The following is a 20,465-nucleotide window of genomic DNA, read 5'->3' as shown; positions in this document are numbered from 1 at the left end:
CGAACGTTCGCCGCCAATAGAGATAGCTTGCGGATAAGCGAAGTGGAATGCCATTTCATATCCGTCTTTGTGTATTCACGATCGTGCTATGTGCCGTGCCGGATAGCGCTGGCACATATCCGGCCTCCAGGTACTGAGCTGCTATCAGGCATCAACTGCAAACATTTTATCGAGTTTACTGTAGCCCAGTCCGTTGATTTTTTTGACCTTGATCTGCACCGGAATGCGTTCTTTCATCGCTTCAACGTGGCTGATGACACCAATGGTTTTGCCAGTGGCGTTGAGCGCATCGAGCGCATCCAGGGCGGTATCCAGCGTTTCGCTGTCCAACGTGCCGAAACCTTCGTCGAGGAACAGGGAGTCAATTCGCGTTTTGTGGCTGACCAGATCGGACAACGCCAGCGCCAGCGCCAGACTCACGAGGAAGCTCTCGCCGCCGGAAAGCGTACGCGTGTCACGCACGGCATCGGCCTGCCAGGTATCAACCACTTCCAACTCCAGCGCTTCGCTGGCCTTGCGCTGCAACAGATAGCGACCGTGCAGACGGGTCAACTGGTTGTTGGCAAGCCAGACCAGATTATCCAGCGTCAGCCCCTGGGCAAACTTGCGGAATTTATCTCCCTCTTTCGAGCCGATCAGCGCGTTCAGATAGCCCCAGTCTTCGACCTGCTGTGCGACTTTCGTAATCTCGAGCATCAGCGCCTGCTGCTGCTGGCGGTTTTCACCATCCTGCTTGAGCTGCTGGCGAATTTCGCCCTGACGAGTGGTGTTCTCTCGTAGCTGCTGGGTGAGTTGCGCCAGCGCGTCGTGAAGATGTTGCACGGTGAGCGTGAGATCCACCCCGGTTGGTAGCTGTTGTTGATGAGTCGCCAGCGCCTGCTGCGCCTGATTAAGCAGCGTTTGCGCCTGCTGTCGCTGGCCTTCCAGTGATTGCTTCAATTGTTCAAGGCGGTTAAAGGTCTCTTCATCCAGCAGGGCGGCAACAAAGGCGTCGCGATCGGCAAAGATGCTGGCCTGCAATGCGGTATCAAACTGCGCCTGAATTTCTGCTGCGCGCTGAACCTCCTGCGCCTCCTGCTGCTGTAAGGTTTGCCACTGCCCCTGTAAAGAGAGGCAATCGTCGTGCACCTGCCGCCAGTTTTCCAGCGACAGATTCTCAATGTTTTCACCAAGCGCATCGGTTTCAGGCAGCGTTTCCAGCACCGGCGCAAGCTGGGCGATTCGAGCCTGTAATTCAGTCAGTTCGTTCTGGCGCTGCTGCCACATTTGCGCTTCGTTCGCCCGCTCGCTCAGCCATGAGGCGACTTCACCCTCGGCCGGAAGGGACAGACCATGACGGGCCAGCTCGGCGGTTAACGTTGCCTGACGCTGGTCAATATGCTGCTGGAGCTGAGTAATCTGCTCTGTGTGTGCGGTGATTTGCGCTTGCAGGGTATGACGCAGACTCAGCTGGTGAAGCTGCTGCTCGTGCTCTTCCTGGGCGGCAAGCCACGGGGCGATGTCATCCTGCGGTTGCAGCGTCACGTTGAGGCTGGCGGTGACGGTCTGCCACTCTTGAGTAAGTGCTTGCTCTTCCTGAGAAAGCGTTTGTACTTCGCGTTCATCGCGCTGAAGTTGCTGGGTTATCGCCTCAAGTTGACCGCGTAGCGTTGAACCCTCATCGGCCAGCGTTTTGACCTCTTTTTCCAGCGCTTCACGCCGTGTCTGATTCACACTCAGTTCGAGCGTTTGATAGCGCTCAATCGCCGGGTGCGTGGTGGAGCCGCAAAGTGGGCAAGGCATGCCGGATTGCAATAGTGCCCGCTGGCTTTCCAGATCTTTGATCCGGGCTTCCTGCTCGCAAATGATTCTCACATCGGCAAGCTGCTGATTTTTATCTTTATAGCGCTGACGCTTTTCTGTAAGCACCGCATTGCGCTGGGCCAGTTCCTGCTGACGCTGCACAAGCGTGGCGCGTAGCTGCGCCAGTTGCTTTTGCTTCGGGGCGATTTGCCCGTGCAGATTACTCAGCCGCTGGCGTAACGGACGAAGCTGCACATGTTGCGCCAGCGCTTCCGTTACCTGTTGTGCCGAAAGGGTCAGCGTGGGAAGCGCCAGCGCATCGAGCTTGCGCGTGTCGTTCTCCCGCAACTGCTGCCACTGGCGCAGTTGGGCGCTGGCGTCGGACTGTTGGGCCAGCAGCGCTTTCCATCCTGCCAGTTCGCTACTCCACAAACGGAAGCGGTCATGTTCCTTCAACCAGTCGGTTAACGTTTGCTGTCCGGCGAGCATAGCGGCCGACTGCGTTTGTGCCTGCTGACGAATACGTCCGCGCAGCGCTAAGCTGCTTTGTAAGCGAGCATTCACTTCCTGAATCTTCTGTCGCGTACGGTCAATCGTAGCCGTTTGTTCCTGGATTCGCTCCCAGTGTGGGCGTAACGCTCTGGCCGGGAGTGCCAGACTCAGCGCCGCCAGTTGCGGCTGCGCCTCTTCCTGCGCCTGAAGTGCAGTCTGTAATGCCTGCTGGTGGCGGTTTATCTCCGCCTGTAGCTCATTTTGCCGCATGAGCCAGTTGAGGTGCTGCTGCTGGGCTTGTTGGCAGGTAAGATATTGTTTTTCTTCGTCAGTAAGTACCTGCAAACTTTCTGTCAGGGATTGCAATTGCTCTGGCGCTAACAGCGCAACACCGCTGGCCTGGGCCTGCAATTTTTCCAGTTCCGTACGCGCTGATTTGTGCTTTTCAAATACCATGGCGGAGATTTGGCCGTAGATCTCAGTGCCGGTCAGCTCTTCCAGCAGCTCGGCGCGCTCTTTCGGTTTGGCATTGAGAAATGCGGCAAACTGCCCCTGAGACAGCAGCATCGAACGGGTAAAACGTCCGTAATCCAGCCCGGTAAGCTCGGCGGTCATCTCCAGCTTATCTTTGACCTTATCGGCGAGAATTTTACCGTCGGAGCAGCGGGCCAGCTCTACGCGAGGGACCTGCAGATTGCCCTCCGGCTGATTGCGTGCCCGGTTCTGGCTCCAGAATGCGCGGTAGGCTTCGCCCCGCACCTCAAACTCGACCTCGGCCAGACACTCCGCGGTGTCGCGGGTCATCAGGTCGTTTTGCGACTGTGACACGGTATTAAGGCGTGGCGTTTCGTGGTACAGCGCAAGGCAAATTGCGTCCAGCAGGGTCGTTTTCCCCGCACCCGTTGGTCCGGTGATGGCGAATAACCCGTTGCTGGCAAAAGGTTCTGCCGTAAAATCGACTTTCCATTCTCCCTTCAGGGAGTTGAGGTTTTTCAGGCGCAGGCTGAGAATTTTCATGCTTCAGCCTCCCCGGCAAGCGTTTGTAAGGTTGCGCTAAACAGCTGGTTAAGCCGCTCACGCTGTGGTTCTTCGAGTTCTTCCAGCGCCAGGCGGCGGTCAAAAACCTCTGCCACGCTCAGCTCGCTTAACGTTTCACGTCGTTCATTGGCCATAATGCGTTCGCGCTGTTCACGACTGCGGCGCACCAGTAGCACCTCTACCGGTAAATCTTCGGTTAGGGCCTGGATCTTACGTTGCATATCATGCAGGTAGTCGTCGGTGGTGATTTCAATATCCAGCCACACCGGTGGCTCTTGCTGCACGCCGCGCCACTGCTCAAGCTGGGTAGTAATGGCGGCTAAATCGCCTTTCAGTACCGCAAGCTGCTGCGTAACCGGCACGGTGAGATTTTCAACGGCGCTGAGTTTCCCCGCGTCAAAGCTCACCAGATGTACACATTTGCTTTTGCCGCACTCGTCAAAACTGAGAGGAATCGGCGAGCCGCAGTAGCGAATATGTTCCGTGCCGCCGATAACCTGCGCCCGGTGAATATGTCCCAGCGCGATGTAGTCTGCCGGTGGGAAGTTTTGCGCCGGGAAGGCGTCCAGCGTACCGATATAAATGTCACGTACGGCGTCGCTTTTACTGGCTCCGACGGTAGTCAAATGCCCGGTCGCAATGATGGGAAGATTGTGGTCGCCGCGTAGCGTGCAGGCATCCTGATACTGCTGCTGATAGTAGTCGGTGATTGCGCCCAGTAAATGCTGTTGTTTTTCTTGTCCTGTCAGCCCGGCCTGGCTGGTGATGATGTCGCGCGGACGTAAAAAAGGCACCGGACACAGGATCGCCCCCGGCGTACCGTCGCGTAGCGGCAGTATCTGCGGCCCATGGCCTGCGCTGGCAACCACCGTGGTGTTGAGAAACGCCAGAATATCGCGGGATTCATTGAGCGTGGCGACGGAGTCGTGGTTGCCTGCCAGCGCCACCAGATGACAGCCTGTTTGCTGCAGATTGACGACAAAACGGTTATACAGCTCACGGGCATAGCTAGGCGGTGAGCCGGTATCGAAAATATCGCCTGCCACAATAATGGCATCCACCTGCTGGGATTGTGCCGTTTCCAGCAGCCAGTCGAGAAAGGCCTGATGCTCGGCGGCGCGGCTCTTGCTGTAGAAATTTTGGCCCAGATGCCAGTCAGACGTGTGAAGGATGCGCATAAGAGTTCCATGACGGTAAAACAATGGCGGGGATTATAACCCTTCACGAGTGGGAATATCTTGTCTCCGGGCTGTCATAATTCGCCGGGCTGCGTTAAACCTGGACTATCTTTTCATAAATCTGTCATAAAACTGACGCATAATGGCACTGTATTGATGGCAAACGATTTAATTACAAACAGGGCAAATCATGGCGAGACGTATTCTGGTCGTAGAAGATGAAGCTCCAATTCGTGAAATGGTCTGCTTCGTGCTCGAGCAAAACGGATTTCAACCCGTTGAAGCCGAAGACTATGACAGTGCTGTGAACCAACTCAATGAACCCTGGCCGGATCTCGTCCTGCTTGACTGGATGCTTCCCGGCGGCTCGGGTCTACAGTTTATTAAACATCTCAAGCGCGAAGCGATGACGCGGGATATCCCGGTGATGATGCTGACGGCGAGGGGGGAAGAGGAAGATCGCGTCCGGGGGCTGGAAACCGGCGCGGATGACTATATTACCAAGCCTTTTTCTCCCAAGGAGCTGGTGGCGCGTATTAAAGCAGTTCTGCGTCGTATTTCACCGATGGCGGTGGAAGAGGTTATAGAAATGCAGGGGCTAAGCCTTGATCCCACCTCGCATCGCGTGATGACCGGCGAGGATCCGCTGGATATGGGGCCGACCGAATTCAAACTGTTGCACTTCTTTATGACTCATCCCGAGCGTGTCTACAGTCGCGAGCAACTCCTCAATCATGTCTGGGGAACCAATGTGTACGTGGAAGACCGGACAGTGGATGTGCACATCCGCCGCTTACGTAAGGCGCTGGAGCACAGCGGACACGATCGTATGGTGCAGACGGTTCGCGGGACGGGATATCGTTTTTCAACCCGCTTCTGACTGACAAGAATCAGGGCCTGAAGGATTAGGCCGTATAGGGAGTAAGACGTTTGCTAGAACGATTGTCATGGAAAAGGTTGGTACTGGAGCTGATCCTGTGCTGCATACCGGCATTTATCCTTAGCGCTTTTTTCGGTTACCTGCCCTGGTTTTTACTGGCGTCGGTAACGGGCCTGCTTATCTGGCATTTCTGGAATTTATTACGTTTGTCCTGGTGGCTATGGGTCGACAGAAGCATGACGCCGCCGCCGGGGCGAGGCAGTTGGGAGCCGTTGCTGTACGGGCTGCATCAAATGCAACTGCGCAACAAAAAGCGCCGTCGTGAACTGGGTAATCTGATTAAACGTTTTCGCAGCGGGGCGGAATCGCTACCCGACGCGGTGGTGCTGACCACTGAAGAAGGCGGTATCTTCTGGTGTAACGGACTGGCCCAGCAGGTTCTGGGACTGCGCTGGCCGGACGATAGCGGGCAAAATATTCTTAACCTGTTGCGCTACCCGGAATTTACACAATATCTGAAAACGCGCGATTTTAGCCGACCGATCAATCTGGTACTCAATACCGGACGGCATCTGGAAATTCGCGTGATGCCCTATACCGATAAGCAACTGCTGATGGTGGCACGCGACGTTACCCAGATGCATCAACTGGAAGGTTCACGACGTAACTTTTTCGCCAACGCCAGCCATGAACTGCGTACGCCTCTGACGGTGTTACAAGGGTACCTGGAAATGATGCAGGAGCATCCGCTGGAAGGGACGACGCGTGAAAAAGCGCTGCATACCATGCGCGAACAAACGTATCGCATGGAAGGGCTGGTGAAACAGCTGCTGACGCTGTCAAAAATTGAGGCTGCGCCGACGCTACTGCTGAATGAGAAAGTCGATGTGCCCATGATGCTGCGCGTGCTCGAACACGAAGCGCAAACGCTGAGCCAGCAAAAACATACGTTTACCTTTGATGTTGATAACAGCCTGAACGTGCGGGGTAACGAGGAGCAGTTGCGTAGCGCTATCTCGAATCTCGTCTACAACGCGGTGAACCATACGCCAGCGGGAACGCACATTACCGTACGCTGGCAGCATGTGGCGTCGGGGGCGGAGTTTTGCGTGGAAGACAACGGTCCAGGCATTGCCGCCGAGCATATTCCACGCTTAACCGAACGTTTTTATCGTGTGGATAAGGCGCGATCGCGGCAAACGGGCGGCAGCGGACTTGGTCTGGCCATCGTTAAGCATGCGCTGCATCATCACGACAGTCGCTTGAATATCGAAAGCGAACCAGGCGTTGGGACGCGATTTAGTTTCGTGATCCCGGAACGTTTAATTGCCAAAATTAACGGTTAAGGCGCATTCGTAAGATAATCTTTCCAAAAGCCAGCGCAAGCTGGCTTTTTCTATGCGGTCAATATAACCATCCTGAATTTTACGACGTTTGGTTGTTTTTTGTTCGAATTATTACCCATACCTTTTTCCATGAAATGGTGTTTTGTGCTAACCCCATTTTTCATATCGCTATATTGTTCTGGTTTTTGGATCCCACCTTGCTTTAAAACGTTATAAGCGTTTAAATTGCGCTCCAGGTGCTGTCATACCGACTGCATTTACGCGGTAAATCGAAAAACTATTCTTCGCCGCGCCAGTCTGGGAGTGTTTCCCGCTGGAATTGAGCAAAAATGCCGCTGTATTGTCCCCCAGGGAAAGGCAAAAATTTATTATTTTCAACACCACATCCACAGGCAGTAAGACTTTATGACCCATCAGTTAAAATCGCGCGATATTATCGCTTTGGGATTTATGACATTTGCACTGTTCGTTGGTGCAGGTAACATCATCTTCCCCCCAATGGTTGGTTTGCAGGCAGGTGAACACGTCTGGACTGCGGCTTTTGGCTTTTTGATTACCGCCGTTGGCCTGCCGGTACTTACCGTTGTCGCGCTGGCGAAAGTCGGTGGTGGTGTGGACCGACTGAGCACGCCTATCGGTAAAGTCGCTGGTTTGCTGCTGGCGACCGTGTGCTATCTGGCTGTTGGACCGTTATTTGCTACGCCGCGTACCGCGACGGTCTCTTTCGAAGTCGGGATTGCACCGCTGACCGGTGACTCCGCTCTGCCACTGCTTATCTACAGCGTGGTCTATTTCGCGATTGTGATTCTGGTTTCGCTGTATCCGGGCAAACTGCTGGATACAGTTGGTAATTTCCTGGCTCCGCTGAAAATCCTGGCGCTGGTGGTCCTGTCTGTCGCTGCAATCGTCTGGCCAGCAGGCCCAATCAGCAATGCGATGGAAGCCTATCAAACTGCGGCGTTTTCTAATGGCTTCGTGAACGGGTATCTGACCATGGATACGCTGGGCGCGATGGTATTTGGTATTGTTATCGTCAACGCCGCTCGCTCGCGTGGCGTTACTGAAGCGCGTCTGCTGACCCGTTATACCGTTTGGGCGGGTTTGATGGCGGGTGTGGGCTTAACGCTGCTGTATCTCGCGTTGTTCCGTCTGGGTTCAGATAGTGCAATTCTGGTCGATCAGTCTGCTAACGGCGCGGCAATTCTGCATGCGTATGTTCAGCACACCTTTGGTGGCGCAGGGAGCTTCCTGCTGGCGGCGTTGATTTTCATCGCCTGTCTGGTCACCGCGGTTGGCCTGACCTGCGCGTGCGCAGAGTTCTTTGCCCAGTACGTTCCACTGTCTTATCGTACGCTGGTATTTATCCTCGGCGGCTTCTCGATGGTGGTCTCTAACCTGGGTCTGAGCCATCTGATTCAGATCTCTATTCCGGTGCTGACGGCTATCTATCCGCCATGTATCGCACTGGTTGTATTAAGTTTTACCCGCTCATGGTGGCATAATTCTTCCCGCGTCATTGCACCTGCGATGTTTATCAGCCTGATTTTTGGTATCCTTGATGGCATTAAAGCTTCTGCAATTGGCGACGTGTTACCGGCCTGGACCCAGCGTTTACCGCTGGCGGAGCAGGGGCTGGCGTGGTTGATGCCAACAGTCGTGATGGTGGTCCTGGCAGTTATCTGGGATCGTGCAGCGGGTCGACAAGTGACCTCCAGCGCACACTAATATCACTGACAATAAGTTTTAACCACGGGGCTATTAACATGGCCCCGTGGTTTTTTATTGTGTTAACAGGTTAGGAATCGATGGAAAGTAATAACAAGCTAAAGCGTGGGCTGAGCACCCGGCACATTCGCTTTATGGCATTAGGTTCAGCAATTGGTACCGGGCTGTTCTACGGCTCGGCCGATGCCATCAAAATGGCGGGGCCAAGCGTGTTGCTGGCCTATATTATCGGCGGCGTAGCGGCGTATATCATTATGCGCGCGCTGGGCGAAATGTCCGTTCATAACCCTGCAGCCAGCTCCTTCTCGCGCTATGCGCAGGAAAACCTCGGACCGCTGGCAGGCTACATAACCGGCTGGACCTACTGTTTTGAAATCCTGATTGTCGCCATTGCCGATGTGACTGCCTTTGGTATTTACATGGGCGTCTGGTTCCCGGCCGTACCACACTGGATTTGGGTACTCAGCGTGGTATTGATTATCTGCGCCATCAACCTGATGAGCGTGAAGGTGTTTGGCGAGCTGGAATTTTGGTTCTCGTTCTTTAAAGTCGCCACCATTATCATCATGATTGTCGCCGGTTTTGGCATCATCATTTGGGGGATTGGTAACGGCGGACAGCCTACCGGTATCCATAATCTGTGGAGCAACGGCGGTTTCTTCAGCAACGGCTGGCTCGGCATGGTGATGTCGCTACAAATGGTGATGTTCGCCTACGGCGGGATTGAGATTATCGGGATTACCGCTGGCGAAGCCAAAGACCCGGAAAAATCTATTCCGCGCGCCATCAATTCCGTACCGATGCGTATCCTCGTGTTTTACGTGGGGACGCTGTTCGTCATCATGTCTATTTACCCGTGGAACCAGGTCGGCACTGACGGTAGCCCGTTCGTTCTGACGTTCCAGCATATGGGGATTACCTTTGCCGCCGGGATCCTCAACTTCGTAGTCCTGACCGCGTCGCTGTCGGCCATCAACTCTGACGTCTTTGGCGTGGGGCGTATGCTGCATGGTATGGCGGAGCAGGGCAGCGCGCCGAAAATGTTCGCCAAGACGTCGCGTCGTGGCGTGCCATGGGTGACGGTGATGGTGATGACCATCGCGCTGCTGTTTGCGGTGTATCTTAACTACATCATGCCGGAAAACGTCTTCCTGGTGATCGCCTCTCTGGCGACCTTCGCAACGGTATGGGTGTGGATTATGATCCTGCTGTCACAAATTGCCTTCCGTCGTCGTCTGCCGCCGGAAGAGGTTAAGGCGCTGAAATTTAAAGTGCCGGGTGGGGTTGTGACGACCGTCATTGGCCTGATTTTCCTGGTCTTTATCATCGCGCTTATCGGCTATCATCCGGATACCCGCATTTCGCTATACGTCGGCTTTGCGTGGATTATCCTGCTGCTTGCCGGCTGGGTTTTCAAGCGCCGTCGCGAGCGCCAACTGGCTGAAGCGCAGTAATATTTTTGCCGGGTAGCTTAATGTTACCCGGCAATTTTCTCCTCCCCCGCACTCCTCCCCCAATAAACGTTAAGATGATGAGTGATCCTGCACTTCGCTATGGCAAGGTGACGTCATTATCATCAAAGGGGATACGTGATGTTGAACGCCTGGCACCTTCCGGTTGCCCCATTTGTTAAGCAAAACAAAGATCAACTGACGATTACATTATGGCTGGCGGGGGAAAATCCACCCCAGCGGGTGACGCTACGCGCAGAAAACGATAACGAAGAGATTTCGTTGGGTATGCACAAGCAACGCAGCCAGCCGCAACCGGGCGTGACCGCGTGGAGAGCGGCGATCGATCTCTCCAGCGGACAGCCTCGTCGACGCTATAGTTTTAAATTACTTTGGCTCGATCGTCAGTTGTGGTTTACCCCGCAGGGATTCAGCCGTTTTCCGCCTGCGCGTCTGGAGCAGTTTGCTGTTGATGTGCCGGATAACGGTCCGCAGTGGGTCGCCGATCAGATTTTTTACCAAATTTTCCCGGACCGTTTTGCCCGCAGCCAGTCGCGTGAAGCGACTCAGGATAACGTCTATTATCACCACGCTGCCGGACACGATATTGTGCGGCGCGAGTGGGATGAACCGCTTACAGCCCAGGCCGGTGGCTCCACGTTTTATGGCGGCGATTTGGACGGCATCAGCGAAAAGCTGCCGTATCTGAAAACGTTAGGCGTCACGGCGCTGTACCTGAATCCGGTATTTACCGCGCCGAGCGTGCATAAATACGATACCGAAGATTACCGTCATGTTGATCCGCAGTTTGGCGGCGACAGGGCGCTGCTGCGCCTGCGTCACACCACCCAACAGCAGGGGATGCGCCTGATTCTCGACGGTGTTTTTAACCATAGCGGCGATTCACACGCCTGGTTTGACCGACATAACCGGGGAACGGATGGCGCGTGCCATAATCCGCAATCCCCCTGGCGCGACTGGTATCATTTCTCAGCCGACGGCGTCGCGCTCGACTGGCTGGGGTATTCCAGCCTGCCCAAGCTGGACTTTTCCTCTGAAAGCCTGGTGAATGAAATTTATCGCGGCGAAGACAGTATCGTTCGCCACTGGCTGAAAGCGCCGTGGAGTATGGACGGCTGGCGTCTTGACGTGGTGCATATGCTGGGAGAGGCCGGTGGTGCGCACAACAACCTGCAGCACGTGGCCGGAATTACGCAGGCGGCGAAAGAGACCCAGTCAGAGGCGTATGTGGTGGGCGAGCATTTTGGCGACGCGCGTCAATGGTTGCAGGCCGACGCGGAAGATGCCGCCATGAACTATCGCGGTTTTACCTTCCCGATATGGGGATTTCTCGCCAATACCGATATCTCATACGATCCGCAATTCATTGACGCCCAGACCTGTATGGCGTGGATGGATAACTATCGCGCGGGTTTGTCGCATCAGCAGCAGTTGCGGATGTTCAACCAACTCGACAGCCACGATACCGCCCGTTTTAAATCTCTGCTCGGTAAAGACGTCGCACGTTTACCGTTGGCGGTGGTGTGGCTGTTTACCTGGCCTGGCGTGCCCTGTATTTACTACGGTGACGAAGTGGGACTGGATGGGAACAACGATCCGTTTTGTCGCAAACCATTCCCGTGGCAGCCTGAAAAACAGGACGCTAACCTGCTGGCGTTGTATCAGCGACTGGCAACATTACGCCACCAGAGCCAGGCGCTGCGCCATGGTGGTTGTCAGGTGATTTACGCCGAGGATAACGTGGTGGTGTTTGTACGCGTGCTAAACCGCCAGCGCGTATTGGTGGCGATTAACCGTGGCCACGCCTGTGAAGTGGTCCTGCCAGCCTCGCCATTACTGAGCGTCAGCCAATGGCAGCACCAGGAGGGCAAAGGCGTGCTTGCCGAGGATATCCTGACGCTGCCGGCGATTTCCGCCTCGGTGTGGATGGGTCATTGATATAAGCGCGTAACATCCGGGCTTGCCAGCAGCGTTTCCCGCCACCAGCGCTGCGCCAGTCCATCGCGGTTATTGCGCCAGGCCATATAGGCCACGTCTTTTTGGCGAAATGAGATGACCGTTTTTTCCACCAGCTCGCCCGTGGCAAGCCACGGGTTAGCAATATGGCGGGGGAGAAATCCGCAGCCCAAGCCGGCCCGCAGTAGCATCACCTTACTGTGGAAATCATCAACGCGAATCTGCGCCTGCTCCTCCATCAGATTGGTTTGTAACGGATGACAAAAGCGGGCGCTGTCGCTAATAACAATCGCCCGGTGCAGGCACAACTGTTCGTTAGTCAGGCCATCCGGTGCTGCGGCCAGCGGATGCTCAGGCGCAACGACAAACACATTGTCCAGCGTGCCAAGCATTTTGTAGGACCAGGCCGCTGACGTAGGCGGTTCATTAATCGCCCCCAAAATAATATCTGCTCCATTATGCGTCAGCTCCTCCCAGGAGCCCGCCAGCGTATGGTGGGTGAAGTTAAGGCGGGTTTGCTTATTCAGCGCGTGAAATTCATCGATAATGGGCAACAGCGAGGCGAAAGGGAAGGAGTCGTCCAGCGCAATCGCCAGCTCTTTTTCCCAGCCTGAACTCAGCTGCACCGCCTGCTTTTCGAGATCTTTTGCCGCACTCAGCAGCAAACGTCCCTTTTCCAGCATCATCTGACCGGTGTCGGTAAATTTTGCCCGGTGACCGGAACGGTCAAGCAACTCGATATTCAAATCACTTTCCAGCTTTTGAATCATATAGCTGAGTGCTGCAGGGGTTTTAAACAGCGATTCCGCCGCCGCGGCAAATGAACCCTGTTTATCGAGTGCGTCGAGAATTAGCAAAACATCCAGATTGATGCGCATAAGCAGAAAATATCCTGAAAATTAAACCCCTCTGTTGTACCGAATGGAGAAAAACAATGCCAGTGAATAAATTAGATGAGTCATGCGCATTTTTTTGATGTTGTTTAGGATATATCGCAACACAAAATTAATAGTTTCACTGGATGGTAAGTTTTCTTTAATAACTCGTTAGAAATTTCCCGCTATACTCAACAAGCTTTCTGATTCAGGATCCTGCTGCTGACGGCAGATACAGACCGTTGCCTTTTAACTTATTGATTAAGAAGGTGTGCTATGTCTATTCGGGAACTGATTGACCCTCAAAACTCAACGCTTATTTTTATTGATCATCAGCCGCAAATGTCATTTGGTGTGGCGAATATTGACCGCCAGACTTTGAAAAATAATACCGTGGCATTAGCGAAGGCCGGGAAAATATTCAATGTTCCGGTGATTTATACTTCTGTGGAAACGAAAAGTTTTAGCGGTTATATCTGGCCGGAATTGTTAGCGGTTCATCCTGATGTTAAACCAATTGAACGCACCTCGATGAACTCCTGGGAAGATGCGGCGTTTGTGAAAGCCGTGGAAGCGACCGGGCGTAAAAAATTGATTATCTCCGCGCTGTGGACCGAAGTATGCCTGACTTTCCCGGCGCTGATGGCGCTGGAAGCGGGTTACGAAGTTTATGTGGTAACTGACACTTCCGGCGGCACATCCGTGGATGCCCATGAGCGTTCTATCGACCGCATGGTACAGGCGGGTGCCGTACCAGTGACCTGGCAACAGGTTCTTCTCGAGTACCAGCGCGACTGGTCCCGCAAAGAAACCTACGACGCCGTCATGGATCTGGTACGTGAGCACAGCGGCGCCTACGGTATGGGCGTGGATTACGCCTACACCATGGTGCATGGCGCGCCGGAACGTAAAGCCTAAATACACCTCATCCTTCATGTTGCCTCTTTGTGGGCTTCGTTTGCGAACCCCGGTCACTCACTTTGTCAGCCTCCGGGGATACACAATCTTGCCGTTTCGATGCGCCATGAATGATTTTGTGTATTGCTTCCGTGGCCTAAGCGGGCCTGTTTCCTCTCCACAAGGAACCCTTTATGGCGCAGAACAAACATGTGACGTTGGTGATTTCCCACACCCTGCTGCCTGAACAAGCGCAGCGGTATGAGCAGTGGCTGGGGAAAATCATGCCGGTGGCGGCCGAGTTTCCCGGTCATCTGGGGGCGAATGTGATTCGTCCTGCAGATGGCAACAATCTGTGGAACATCATTATCCGCTTCGACACGCTTGAGCATCTGTATAACTGGACCCAGTCCGATACGCGCCGCGTGCTGGTCGAAGAGATTGCCCCGCTGCTGGCGGAAGGGGATAAAACTGAAATCCGCACCGAAGCGGCGTTCTGGTTTACGCCGCCCGCGCCCCATGTACGTCAGCCCAGGCGCTGGAAACAGTTTCTGATAACCCTGCTGGTGATTTTTCCCAGCACCAATCTGGTGCCGTGGTTGACCGGCATTGTGCTGCCTGCCATGAAGGGCTCGTTACTCCTGCATCTGATCAATGATGCCTGTGTGGTTGCGCTGGTGGTCTGGTTCTGGATGCCCATCGTAACCCGTCTGTTTGCCGGATGGCTGAAAAAAGCCTGACCGGTTTCTCAGGAGATTGTTATGTCTCAAACTGCCACACTGATTCTGACTCACGGAAAAATTCATACTCTCGAAAGACAAAACCCGCAGGTCGAGGCGGTGGCGATCGCCAATGGTAAGATCCTGGCGACCGGTAGCCACGATCGCATCATGAGTTTTGCCACCGACGGGACGCAGGTTGTCGATCTGCAAGGGCATACGGTGATCCCGGGCCTGAACGATTCGCACCTGCACCTCATTCGCGGCGGTCTGAATTACAACCTGGAATTGCGTTGGGAAGGCGTTCCGTCGCTGGCGGACGCGCTACGCATGCTCAAAGAGCAGGCTGACAGAACGCCATCGCCGCAATGGGTGCGCGTGGTGGGTGGCTGGAGCGAATTCCAGTTTGCCGAACGTCGCATGCCAACCCTCGAAGAACTCAATGAAGCGGCCCCGGATACCCCAGTTTTTGTTCTGCACCTCTACGACAGAGCTTTGCTGAACCGTGCCGCACTGAAAGCAGTCGGCTACACCAAAGCGACGCCGGACCCGGCGGGTGGTGAGATTGTGCGTGATAGCAACGGTAACCCAACCGGGATGCTGATCGCCAAACCCAACGCCATGATCCTTTATTCGACGCTGGCAAAAGGACCAAAACTGCCGCTGGAAATGCAGGTCAACTCGACCCGGCAGTTTATGCGCGAGCTGAACCGTCTCGGGCTGACCAGCGCCATCGATGCAGGCGGTGGTTTTCAGAACTACCCGGAAGATTACGAGATAATTGAGCAGTTACACGCCAACAAACAGATGACGGTGCGCATCGCCTACAACTTGTTTACCCAGCGTCCGCAGCAGGAACTGGAAGACTTTGAACGCTGGACCGATATGCTCAAACCAGGGCAGGGGACCGACTTCTACCGTGCCAATGGGGCAGGGGAAATGCTGGTCTTCTCGGCCGCGGATTTTGAAGACTTCCTCCAGCCACGCCCGGATCTGCCGGAAGGTATGGAAGATGAGCTGGAGCGCGTGGTGCGCCACCTCGTGGAGCACCGCTGGCCGTTCCGCCTGCACGCCACCTACGATGAATCCATCAGCCGAATGCTCGACGTATTCGAGAAGGTGAATCGCGATATCCCGTTCAATGGGCTGCACTGGTTCTTCGATCACGCTGAAACGATTACCGAACGGAATATCGAGCGCGTAAAAGCGCTGGGGGGCGGGATCGCTGTTCAGCACCGTATGGCGTTTCAGGGCGAATATTTTGTCGATCGCTACGGCAAAGATGCGGTCAAACATACCCCGCCGGTGGCGAAAATGCTGGCGGCTGAAGTTCCGGTAGGACTGGGGACTGATGCCACCCGCGTGGCCAGCTACAACCCGTGGACAGCGCTCTACTGGCTGGTTTCGGGACGTACTGTGGGAGGGATGGCGATGTACGATGATAACAATCGCCTGCCGCGCGATGTGGCGCTGGAATTGTGGACGGCCGGTAGCGCCTGGTTCTCCAGCGAACAGGGTAAGAAAGGGCGCATCGAGAAAGACCAACTGGCCGACCTGGTGGTGCTGTCTAAAGATTACTTCAGTGTGCCGGAAGAAGAGATCAAAGGCATAGAGTCGGTGATGACCATTGTCGATGGCAAAGTGGTGTATGCGGCCGGGCATTTCACTCCGCTGGCGCCGCCGGCCATCCCGGTTGTACCTGACTGGTCGCCGGTGGTAAAAGTGCCGGGGCACTATCGCTCAGCGCCGCCTGCTGCGGCGAAAATTGGCGCAATGGTGCAGATGCACCAGTGCTGCGGCAGCTGCGGCGTACACGGCCATCAGCATGATATAGCGCGTAAATCGGCAATTCCGGTGTCAGATGACCGGGTTTTCTGGGGCGCGCTTGGCTGCTCCTGCTTCGCGTTTTAATCCCTCATCACAGCCCCTGGCCAAACGCAGGGGCTGATTGTCTATTCTGAAAAGCGGTTCATCGTGTTAACCGATATGGCGCAACTGCAACAATTTGTGTCATTCTGGTCTGTCTTTATACAGTGAAGGTGGAAACATGGATGAGCTGCTAACCCTTGGCTGCATTGTATTATTCTTCGCGCTGGTAGTGGTTCCTGGCCTCGCGATCGTGGCATTCAGACGCAGTGCGGCTGTACGTTCTGAGCTGATGGTGTTGCGCCGTCGGGTAGAGGAGCTGGAGCTGCGCGGTGCGGCGCAGACCAGCGCCGTTGAGCCAACGGCAGCAAAAGAGATTGTTCCTGCCGATGCGCCAACGGCTGCGATGAGCAGCGTATCGCCGGAGCCAGTAACTGAGCCGCCGCCTGAGCCCGTTAACCCGTGGGCTTCACAGCCGAAGCCGGATAATGCGGCGGTATCTACGCCCGACGTCGAGCGGCCTTCTGCTTTTGGCGGGGTAATGTCATCGCTGGTGCGCTGGTTTATGCAGGGTAACCCGTTGGCAAAGCTCGGTATTTTGCTCCTGTTTTTGGGGCTTTCTTTCCTGCTGCGTTATACGGTCGAACATTCTCTGTTTCCGCTGGAGCTGCGTCTGGTGGCGGCCGCGCTGTTCGCTATTGTGCTGTTGGCGTTGGGCTGGCGGTTGCGGCATAAGCAACCGATCTATGCGCTGATATTACAGGGGGGAGCTACCGGAGCACTCTATCTCACCGTCTTTGGTGCGTTCCGGCTGTGGCAAATGCTGCCAATGACGCTGGCATTTGCGCTGCTAGTGGCGATTTGTGCGGCGAGTGTGGGGCTGGCTATTCTGCAAAAGGCGCTCAGCCTGGCGATGCTGGCAAGTCTTGGCGGTTATCTCGCGCCGCTGTTGCTTTCCACCGGCGGCGGCAGTCATGTCGCGCTCTTCTCATTCTATCTTCTGCTCTCGGTCGGCATTCTCGCCATCAGCATCTGGCAGGACTGGAGGGAGCTTAATCTGCTCGGCCTGTTGTTCACCTTCGGCGTTGGCGGGGTGTGGGGCCTGGAGGGCTATCGACCAGAGTATTACCTGAGTTGCCAACTGTTCCTGATCGCCAACACGATTATTTTTGGCGTGCTGAGCGTGGCGTTGTCGCTCCGGGCGCAGGAAAAAGGCAAACAGATTATTGACGGCGTACTGCTGTTTGCCCCACCGCTGATCGGTTTTGGAATGCAGTATGCCATTACCCGGCATATGGCTTATGGTCCGGCGCTTAGTGCGCTGGGTTACGGTGGTTTCTATCTGGTGTTAGCAAAGTTTGCGTTGCGCCGTTCCTCTTCTCTGGGGAGACCTCTGGTATTGTCCGCCCTGGCGCTCGGTGGTGCGTTTACCACGCTTGCTATCCCGTTGGCGCTTTCAGCCCGTTGGACGGCGATGGCCTGGGCGCTGGAAGGTCTCGGCATTCTCTGGCTTGGCGTGCAACAGCAACAGCGGCGTATGAGCTATAGCGGTACGGCGCTGCTCGTGCTGGCCGTGGGGAGCGCGCTATGGGCGCTGGCGAACGGAACAACCGCGCTCTCAGTCATGCTGATTTTTGCCGTGCTCAGCCTCAGTTGGCTGGTTGCTGCATGGCTATGGCGCAACATTTGGATGCCGGGCAGTTGGGCGCTACTCGCTGGTGGTTTGGTTTTCTGGATTGTTGCGCTCGTTGCGGCATCGCAACTCGTTCTGAAACAGGAGCGGTGGGTACTGTCTGGCGTGCTGGCATTAATGGCGGTATCGAGCTGGGGCTGGCGGAGTATCGCGGGTCGCCTGGCGTGGCGGGAACTGGATGCCAGTAAATGGCTGCTGTGGCCGATGATGTTGGTGATGCTGATGTATCAGATCGCTGTACAGCAGATTTTTGCGGCGGGCTGGCCGAATCTGGCCTGGTGCGCGGCGCTAATTGTTGCGGTAGCGCTGCTCTGGCGTGATGCACAAATATTACCGCCAATGCTTTCCAGACTGGCGCATTTATCGTTCTTCTGGATGATTTTACTGGCGCTCGCGGTTGAGCTGTTCTGGTTCGCGCAGGGGCTGCCGTGGGGAAGGGCTGCGTGGGGTAGCGGCCTGATGATGGCGGCTGGCGGGCTGCTTATTTTCCTGATTTATCAGTCTGTTCATCGACAAATCTGGCCATTTCGCATCTGGCCGGCCCTCTATTCTGTTCAGGCGATGGTTCCCGTGGTGCTGGTGCTGGTAGGTCTGCTCGTGCTGACCAATTTACAAGATGGCGTGGTTTATCGTCAGACTTATCTGCCGTTGCTCAACCCGCTGGAAGAGGGCGCAGCTTTTGCCCTGCTGGGCCTGGTGGTGTTTTATCGCGCGTCTGAACGCTATTTCCCGGCGCAGCTTTCGGTATCTCGCCCATGGCCGGTTGTGGCGCTGATGGCGCTCAGCTTTTGGTGGCTCAATGGCGTGCTGCTGCGCGCATTGTCCTGGTATGGCGAGGTTGCGTGGCGTGTAGACGCACTATGGGATTCACGGCTGATTCAAACCTGTTTTGCTCTGTTCTGGATGCTGGCGGCATTGGTGGTGATGCTGCGGGCGACCCGGCGCCGCTCGCGTCGGGAATGGCTGTGTGGCGCGGTATTGTTGGGGATAGTCATTGTGAAACTGATGCTGGTGGACAGCGCAGGAGGCGGCGGCCTGGCGCGCGCGGTTGCGTTTATCGGCGTGGCCATTCTGGTGTTGATTATCGGGTATTTTTCACCATTACCGCCCAAAGCTGGAGAAGAAAAATGAAATGGATGAAAGCGGTGTTATGCAGCGTACTGCTGGGCGCGACAGGCGCGGCGGTAAGCAGCGATGAAGTGAAAGAGTCTCCCGCGGAATACGTAACGGGGGTGACGCTGGAAACTACGGGCACATCACCGTGGTATCGTGTTTCGCTACCTCCGGCGGTGTATCCGGGTACCGCCTGGGCGGATTTGCGCGATGTCCGGGTCTTTAACCATCTGGGGGAGGCGGTGCCGTTTACTCTGGTGGCGCAGAAAACCCAGCCCGTTACGCCAGAGGCAGTGGCGCTGCGTTTTTTCCCGCTTGATATGTCACCGGTTGCGCCGCGTGAGGAGGGGCAACGAGGCGGAGACGCTATTGTTTTACGCTCGAAGAGCGGCATTGAAATTCATTTGCAAAGTGATGATGTCAAAGCGCTCGGCCAGAGCTATTTACTGACGCTCCCGGAAGAGACGAAAGATACCTTTTCACTGGCGCAGTTACGCCTGAACTGGGACTCGCAGGCGGGCAACTGGCAGGGGAAAGCCTCGGTTTATGCAAGCAGTGATTTGCGCTACTGGCGACCCGTGCAGGAAGATGCGCCGTTAATGGATCTGACGCGTGATAACGATCGCCTGAAAATGGACACCATCAGCGCCAGCCTCACGCTCTCTGTGGAGGCGACTCGCTACCTGCTTGTGATCCTCGACTCGCAAAGTCCGGCGCTGACGTTAAACAGCGTGAGCGCGATAGCGGCCAGCAGCGAGCCGGAATCCGAGCGTATCGTGATTGAAGCCCAGGGGAATAAGGTTTCGGATGACGAAGCCGTCTGGCGATGGGCGCAGCCCCAGCCGCTGACCTCGCTTCGCATCGATCTGGAAAGTGAAGGTGTTTTACCGGTGGAACTGGCCTGGCGCAGCGCTGAAAAAGAGCCCTGGCAGCCGCTGACAAAAACCATGCTTTACAATCTGGACTGGAGGAGTTCGGAAGATATTCGTCTTTCCGGTCAGTTGGTTGAGGCCGTCCGGATGACGACCATTAACGCCCGGTTGCCAGAGAGGCTGCCTGAGTTGAGCGGCATGCGCGACAGTTATCAACTGGTGTTTAATACGCAGGGCAAAGGGCCTTATATGCTGGCGTGGGGAAACCGGGCGGCGAAAAAGGCTGATGTTGGTCTCGATATGCTGATCCCGGCGTCGCTGCGTAAATCGCAGGAGATAGATTATCTACCGTGGGCGACTCTTCAGGAGAGCGTGGCGCTTGGTGGTGAAGCGCGATTGACGGCAACGTCAGTAGCTGAGCAACAAAGCCAGTGGAAAACGTTGTTGGTGTGGGGGGCGTTAATTCTTGGGGTCGCCGTACTGGCGCTTATGGCGTGGCGAATCTGGCGTGAAGTGAAAAAGGGTAATCCGACATAAACCAATAAAAAAGGCCCGCATTTG

Annotated in this window: 13 protein-coding genes; 10 read left to right on the top strand and 3 right to left on the bottom strand. The window is 55.4% G+C overall.

From position 1 onward, the window contains the following. Positions 1–144 precede the first annotated feature (144 nt). Both sbcC and sbcD read right to left on the bottom strand, forming a co-directional pair. Positions 145–3,291, bottom strand: a complete 3,147-nt coding sequence (gene sbcC / locus HV311_RS18900) for an exonuclease subunit SbcC (protein WP_191220302.1) — start codon at positions 3,289–3,291, stop codon at positions 145–147. Further along, a complete protein-coding gene (gene sbcD / locus HV311_RS18895) occupies positions 3,288–4,490 on the bottom strand; it encodes an exonuclease subunit SbcD (RefSeq protein WP_191220301.1) in 1,203 nt (400 codons plus the stop codon). Before sbcD ends, sbcC begins: the two co-directional genes overlap by 4 nt. Before the next feature lie 190 nt (positions 4,491–4,680). On the opposite strand from sbcD, the gene phoB reads away from it, so the two are divergent. The 5 genes from phoB (at position 4,681) to malZ (ending at position 11,851) form a co-directional block, all read left to right on the top strand. Further along, the gene (gene phoB, locus HV311_RS18890; RefSeq protein WP_003021496.1) at positions 4,681–5,370 is read left to right on the top strand and encodes a phosphate response regulator transcription factor PhoB; all 690 of its coding nucleotides are present in this window, start codon (positions 4,681–4,683) and stop codon (positions 5,368–5,370) included. 50 nt (positions 5,371–5,420) lie between these two features. Then, complete coding sequence (phoR, locus tag HV311_RS18885) at positions 5,421–6,716, top strand: phosphate regulon sensor histidine kinase PhoR (protein ID WP_047357682.1); 1,296 nt, start codon at positions 5,421–5,423, stop codon at positions 6,714–6,716. Positions 6,717–7,121: 405 nt separating this feature from the next. Then, positions 7,122–8,441 carry a branched-chain amino acid transporter carrier protein BrnQ gene (gene brnQ / locus HV311_RS18880; protein ID WP_016152017.1) on the top strand — a complete coding sequence of 440 codons (1,320 nt, stop codon included), beginning with the start codon at positions 7,122–7,124 and terminating at the stop codon, positions 8,439–8,441. Between the two features lie 80 nt (positions 8,442–8,521). Beyond that, a complete protein-coding gene (gene proY / locus HV311_RS18875; protein WP_016152018.1) occupies positions 8,522–9,895 on the top strand; it encodes a proline-specific permease ProY in 1,374 nt (457 codons plus the stop codon). A gap of 138 nt (positions 9,896–10,033) precedes the next feature. Beyond that, positions 10,034–11,851 (top strand): maltodextrin glucosidase, encoded by a 1,818-nt coding sequence (malZ, locus tag HV311_RS18870; protein ID WP_080860280.1) that lies wholly within the window; start codon positions 10,034–10,036, stop codon positions 11,849–11,851. On the opposite strand, the gene HV311_RS18865 is transcribed toward malZ, so the two are convergent. Next, entirely contained in the window at positions 11,845–12,747 is a 903-nt protein-coding gene (locus tag HV311_RS18865) for a LysR family transcriptional regulator (RefSeq protein WP_016152020.1), read from the bottom strand. The two genes, malZ and HV311_RS18865, sit on opposite strands and share 7 nt — an antisense overlap. Positions 12,748–13,020: 273 nt before the next feature. Between HV311_RS18865 and HV311_RS18860 the strand changes: the two genes are divergently transcribed. The 5 genes from HV311_RS18860 to HV311_RS18840 all read left to right on the top strand — a co-directional run bounded on the left by HV311_RS18860 (position 13,021) and on the right by HV311_RS18840 (position 20,441). Continuing rightward, entirely contained in the window at positions 13,021–13,662 is a 642-nt protein-coding gene (locus tag HV311_RS18860; RefSeq protein WP_003021513.1) for a hydrolase, read from the top strand. A gap of 173 nt (positions 13,663–13,835) precedes the next feature. Then, the gene (locus HV311_RS18855) at positions 13,836–14,381 is read left to right on the top strand and encodes an antibiotic biosynthesis monooxygenase (RefSeq protein WP_016152022.1); all 546 of its coding nucleotides are present in this window, start codon (positions 13,836–13,838) and stop codon (positions 14,379–14,381) included. A 21-nt stretch (positions 14,382–14,402) separates the two neighbouring features. Then, positions 14,403–16,271, top strand: coding sequence for an amidohydrolase (locus HV311_RS18850; RefSeq protein WP_191220300.1), 1,869 nt, complete (start codon positions 14,403–14,405; stop codon positions 16,269–16,271). Positions 16,272–16,407: 136 nt separating this feature from the next. Next, positions 16,408–19,050: a DUF2339 domain-containing protein gene (locus HV311_RS18845; protein ID WP_191220299.1), complete on the top strand. Its 2,643-nt coding sequence runs from the start codon at positions 16,408–16,410 to the stop codon at positions 19,048–19,050. After that, on the top strand, positions 19,047–20,441 hold the full coding sequence (locus tag HV311_RS18840; RefSeq protein WP_191220298.1) for a DUF3999 domain-containing protein: 1,395 nt from the start codon (positions 19,047–19,049) through the stop codon (positions 20,439–20,441). Before HV311_RS18845 ends, HV311_RS18840 begins: the two co-directional genes overlap by 4 nt. The last annotated feature ends 24 nt before the right edge of the window (positions 20,442–20,465 follow it).

Source organism: Citrobacter sp. RHBSTW-00881, from assembly GCF_013728515.1.
GTDB lineage: Bacteria > Pseudomonadota > Gammaproteobacteria > Enterobacterales > Enterobacteriaceae > Citrobacter > Citrobacter braakii.
Note: the sequence above shows the minus strand (reverse complement) of the source record. Positions and strands in the feature narration are given on the sequence as shown.

Coding starts and splice junctions, on each gene's coding strand:
- malZ (WP_080860280.1), top strand. CDS start 10,034: ATGTTGAACGCCTGGCACCTTCCGGTTGCCCCATTTGTTAAGCAAAAC.
- HV311_RS18855 (WP_016152022.1), top strand. CDS start 13,836: ATGGCGCAGAACAAACATGTGACGTTGGTGATTTCCCACACCCTGCTG.
- brnQ (WP_016152017.1), top strand. CDS start 7,122: ATGACCCATCAGTTAAAATCGCGCGATATTATCGCTTTGGGATTTATG.
- HV311_RS18840 (WP_191220298.1), top strand. CDS start 19,047: ATGAAATGGATGAAAGCGGTGTTATGCAGCGTACTGCTGGGCGCGACA.
- HV311_RS18845 (WP_191220299.1), top strand. CDS start 16,408: ATGGATGAGCTGCTAACCCTTGGCTGCATTGTATTATTCTTCGCGCTG.
- sbcD (WP_191220301.1), bottom strand. CDS start 4,490: ATGCGCATCCTTCACACGTCTGACTGGCATCTGGGCCAAAATTTCTAC.
- proY (WP_016152018.1), top strand. CDS start 8,522: ATGGAAAGTAATAACAAGCTAAAGCGTGGGCTGAGCACCCGGCACATT.
- HV311_RS18860 (WP_003021513.1), top strand. CDS start 13,021: ATGTCTATTCGGGAACTGATTGACCCTCAAAACTCAACGCTTATTTTT.
- sbcC (WP_191220302.1), bottom strand. CDS start 3,291: ATGAAAATTCTCAGCCTGCGCCTGAAAAACCTCAACTCCCTGAAGGGA.
- HV311_RS18865 (WP_016152020.1), bottom strand. CDS start 12,747: ATGCGCATCAATCTGGATGTTTTGCTAATTCTCGACGCACTCGATAAA.
- HV311_RS18850 (WP_191220300.1), top strand. CDS start 14,403: ATGTCTCAAACTGCCACACTGATTCTGACTCACGGAAAAATTCATACT.
- phoB (WP_003021496.1), top strand. CDS start 4,681: ATGGCGAGACGTATTCTGGTCGTAGAAGATGAAGCTCCAATTCGTGAA.